The 3768-nt window shown below is 62.7% G+C and carries 6 protein-coding genes; 1 reads left to right on the plus strand and 5 read right to left on the minus strand.

What is annotated here, in order from left to right:
* The 5 genes from SY1_RS10990 to SY1_RS11010 all read right to left on the minus strand — a co-directional run.
* Positions 1–930, minus strand: a 930-nt coding sequence (locus SY1_RS10990; RefSeq protein WP_208873803.1) for a ComEC/Rec2 family competence protein, incomplete at its 3' end; no start/stop codon positions are given.
* A 13-nt stretch (positions 931–943) separates the two neighbouring features.
* The gene (locus SY1_RS10995; protein ID WP_015557059.1) at positions 944–1636 is read right to left on the minus strand and encodes a ComEA family DNA-binding protein; all 693 of its coding nucleotides are present in this window, start codon (positions 1634–1636) and stop codon (positions 944–946) included.
* A 400-nt stretch (positions 1637–2036) separates the two neighbouring features.
* Positions 2037–2306, minus strand: coding sequence for a type II toxin-antitoxin system RelE family toxin (locus SY1_RS11000; protein ID WP_208873804.1), 270 nt, complete (start codon positions 2304–2306; stop codon positions 2037–2039).
* Positions 2303–2554 carry a type II toxin-antitoxin system RelB family antitoxin gene (gene relB, locus SY1_RS11005; protein ID WP_243440678.1) on the minus strand — a complete coding sequence of 84 codons (252 nt, stop codon included), beginning with the start codon at positions 2552–2554 and terminating at the stop codon, positions 2303–2305. The genes SY1_RS11000 and relB overlap by 4 nt, the downstream gene beginning before the upstream one ends.
* Positions 2555–2667: 113 nt before the next feature.
* Positions 2668–3303, minus strand: a complete 636-nt coding sequence (locus SY1_RS11010; protein WP_208873805.1) for a bifunctional adenosylcobinamide kinase/adenosylcobinamide-phosphate guanylyltransferase — start codon at positions 3301–3303, stop codon at positions 2668–2670.
* Between the two features lie 51 nt (positions 3304–3354).
* Between SY1_RS11010 and SY1_RS11015 the strand changes: the two genes are divergently transcribed.
* Positions 3355–3768 (plus strand): adenosylcobinamide-GDP ribazoletransferase (locus SY1_RS11015; RefSeq protein ID WP_208873806.1); only part of this gene is annotated, 414 nt, incomplete at its 3' end.

A 3768-nucleotide genomic window follows, 5' to 3' on the forward strand; every position in this document is an offset into this window, starting at 1 on the left:
GAACAGGAAGGGGGAGTGTACCAGCAGGAGCACCGCCGCGAGGCTCACGCTGTTTACGGGGTTGAGCGGCCGCCCCAAAACGCGCGCGAAAAACGCCGCCTGAAGCATCAGGGCCGCCCGCAGCGCGCTCGGCGCGGCGCCGGTCAGGAGGACGTACCCCCACAGGATCGCGGACAGAACGAGGACGTTCCCTCTCCCTCCAGGCAGGAGAAGAGCTGCGCAGAGGACGACGATCCCTACGTGGAAGCCCGACACGGCCAGGAGGTGACTGGTGCCCCACGCTCGGTGTTGTCTGCTCAGCGCCTCGTCCCGCTGCCCCAGCCAGGCGGCTCTGAGGTACGCCCCCGTCAGGGGCGGCATGTGGATGACGAGCGCGCGGGAGAGGCGATGTCTCAGGCGGTGGAGGTTCCAACCCTGGGCGGGAAGGGGCTCCAGCCGCGAGGGCGAGAGGCGCGCGACGACGCCGCGGGCGCGCCAGTAACGCTCCTCGTCGAAGCCATCCCGTCCCCCGACGGACTTCAGCCGGCGCGTGACCCCCTCGACCTTCACCTGATCTCCCTCCGTCAGCTCGGCAAAGTGGAGTCGCAGCAAAAAGCTGCCCTCTGCCGTGTCGATCACGGCGGCGAAGCCCCGTCCCCATGGCCGGACCAGCGAGACGGTCCCGACGGTTTTGACGGACCGGGAGGGCAAGAGCGGGCACGTGAAGACGAGGTACATCCTCAGGGCGCAGAAAAACGTCAGCCCTGCGAGGACCAGGAGCACGGGCCATTGAGAAGCGATCTTCCGCTCGTAGGTACACAGGGCAAGGCCGACGGCCAACAGGGGAGAAAGCAGGATGAGGCCTGCGGCACCCGTCGCACTGAACAGCGCCGCCGCCGTGACGAGGGCACCAAGGACCGCGAGGAGGGGCGCGCGAAGGAGAATGGCCATTTTCAAGAGGGATTCAAGGGCTCACCGAGGCCTGTTCCATCAGACCTTTGAGCTTTGTGGCCCCGATGCCCCGCACGCGGACGAGGTCCTCCACCGACGTGAACGGCCCATGCTCCTGACGGTACTCCACGATGCGGCGCGCCAGGGTGGGGCCGATGCCGCGCAGCGCTTCCAGTTCCGCGGCGCTGGCTCGGTTGATGTCGATTCGGCCACTCCTCCTGGGAGCAGGCGGAACGTGCAGGACGACGTTGGGGCGGACCACCGGCACGATGGGGGGCGCGGCTTCGGCGGCGCGCTCCCCCTTGCGCGGTACGTGGACGTGGAGCCCGTCCGTCAGGGGTTCCGCCAGGTTGACCGCCACGCGGTCCGCGAAGCCGTCAAAGCCGCCCGCAGCATCGACCAGATGGAAGAGCCGCGAGTTGGCCGGCAGCTTATAAACTCCGGGCTTCCGCACGCTTCCCGTGATGTAGAGGTACCACTCCGCCTGGGGTGCGGCCTCCTGAGCGCTTTGCCGCTCCGCCTCAGGCTGCCCCGCAGAAGGCGCCCGCGGCTGGACCCGAGCTGGCTGTGCCTCCGCTCCCTGCCGCTCAAGCCGCTCCTTCACGGAAGGAAGGAGCATAGCCGTCGCCCCCACGACCGCGAAGAGGACGAACCCCATCACGGAGATCGTCTGGACGCGGTACCTGTTCCAAAGCTCGCGCCACATTGCCGCTCCCCCTTCCCCATCCGTCCGGCTCCCTGCCCTGTGCCCCCGCGGAGAGCGCAAAACGGGCACCGCCTTGCGTTCTCCGCGATCTTTTGTGAAGAAACCCGAATTAAAGATACCACGGAACCCGGCGCAGGTCCAGAGAGCGATGCTGCCCCCAGTCCACGGGGACGCAAAGTGCGGGCAAAGTAAGGGACCAGACAGGAGAAAAGTTTTTGGGGAAGCGCTGATCAATCTTCACTCAACGACTCAATCAGTGTTTCCTTAGGTGTTGTTGCTAAAACCACAATCACCGTTTCTTGATACTTCGTCTGCGATGGCTTTGCCACGGCCACCACCCGCACCAGTTATAAACCATGCTTTTGGCGCTTTTGGCATTGTGCCTTGCCCCCACAGATTCCTATCGATCGTACACGTCTCTACGATGTCCGACAGTCAATGCAAGGATGATAAGTCTATTGTCGTCTATCGTGCAAATAAGACGATAATCACCGATCCTGTATCTCCATTGACCGCTTCTGTCAGCGGTCAATCCTTTTCCATGCACCCTTGGGTCTTCACAATTTTGCAGATTTTTAGAAATCCACGATTTGATCATTCTCTGAGTGTACCTGTCCAATTTCTTAAAATCTTTATCAAATCGATTGGACGTTTCTATTCGATAACTCATAAATCCAGTTCTTTCCACAATTCTTCTATAGGTCTGGACTTACGGCCGCTGTCTACGTACTCTTTGTATGCTTCATTGGCAACTGCAACGTCATATTCATCCTCTATACGGTCAAACAAAGCGCTTTTGAACGCTTCTCCCAATGAGATTGCATGAATCTTCGCATAGCTCTCTGCAAGGGCTTTTTCTTCGCCTGTTAATCGAATGGAAAATGCCATAAACTCATCTCCTTTCTTTGTGTAGTTCATTGTACTGCACATTTTTTGTCTCTGTCAACTTTATCTCCTCAGCGCCTCATTCGATGTCGGGACAGCGGAACGGCCATGACCCCTCAGCCGTGGATTGGGGGTCCCGCACGTTCTCAGATGGCGCCTCCAACGGCCTTCGCCGTCGGAAAGATCCGGGCGGCGTCCCCCTTCCAGAATCGGGCGATGCCGAAGGCGCACTCCACCACAGCGTCCGCCCTGGCCGCCAACAGCACGTGCAGCTCCCCCAGCAGGCGAACGTAGTCCTCCACGGCCGCGTCGTAGTGGCCCCCATCGGAGAAAATGTCGTCGGACACGACGATGAGGTCCCGTGCGCAGTCCTTCAGGGCCAGGGTGGAGCGCAGGACCTCGCCTCGCACCTCGTGGACGCCGCGAACGCTTCCGTCCTCCAGAAACATCTCGTTGGCAGCCCAGTTGGGAAGGCATTCCAGCAGCACGAGGGCGCCTTCGGGGATGGATTCAAGGACGCCCGTCAGGCCCCGCTCCCGTTCGACCGTCAGAAAACCGCGCCCGCTCCGAGCCCTCCTGTGGCGCTCCACGCGCCGTCGCATGTCCTCATCGCTCACGCGGGCCGTCGCCAGGTAGACGCGCGGGGCGTCCGGCGACAGCGCCAGCGCGGCGCGCTCCGCCCACTCGCTTTTTCCGCTGCGCACGCCGCCGGAGACGAAGAGGAACATCAGGCCCTCGCCGGAGCGTTTTTCGTCAAATTCATGTAGAATAGTGGAACGCACCGCGGTCCGCCGCGGAAGCGGGCCGACCGTGGCAAGACGCCTTGAATCGAGGTGACGTGTGTCGTGAACATCCTTCGCTCCTTTCTGATCGCGTGCTCCTTCCTCACCATCCTGCCCGTGCCGGCAATGGAGTGGACGGAGGACAACATGCGGCCTTTCTGCCTCGCGTTTCCCCTGGTGGGGATCCCTATCGGCGCCCTGTGGGGGCTTCTGGCGTTTGCCCTTTCGGGCTGGAGCGCCTCCCCGACGCTGCGCGGGGTCGTCATGGCGCTCTGCGCGCTGGCGCTGACGGGCGGCATCCACATGGACGGCCTCATGGACACGTGCGACGCACTCTTCTCGCGGCGCGACCGCGAGGCGCGGCTCAAGATCCTCTCGGACCCCCACGCGGGGGCGTTCGCCGTCATGGGCTGTGCCGCCGCCCTGTTGCTGCAGTCCGCGATCTTTGCGGAGCTGCTCTCCGCT

The sequence above is a fragment of the Fretibacterium fastidiosum genome (assembly GCF_000210715.1).
Lineage (GTDB): Bacteria > Synergistota > Synergistia > Synergistales > Aminobacteriaceae > Fretibacterium > Fretibacterium fastidiosum.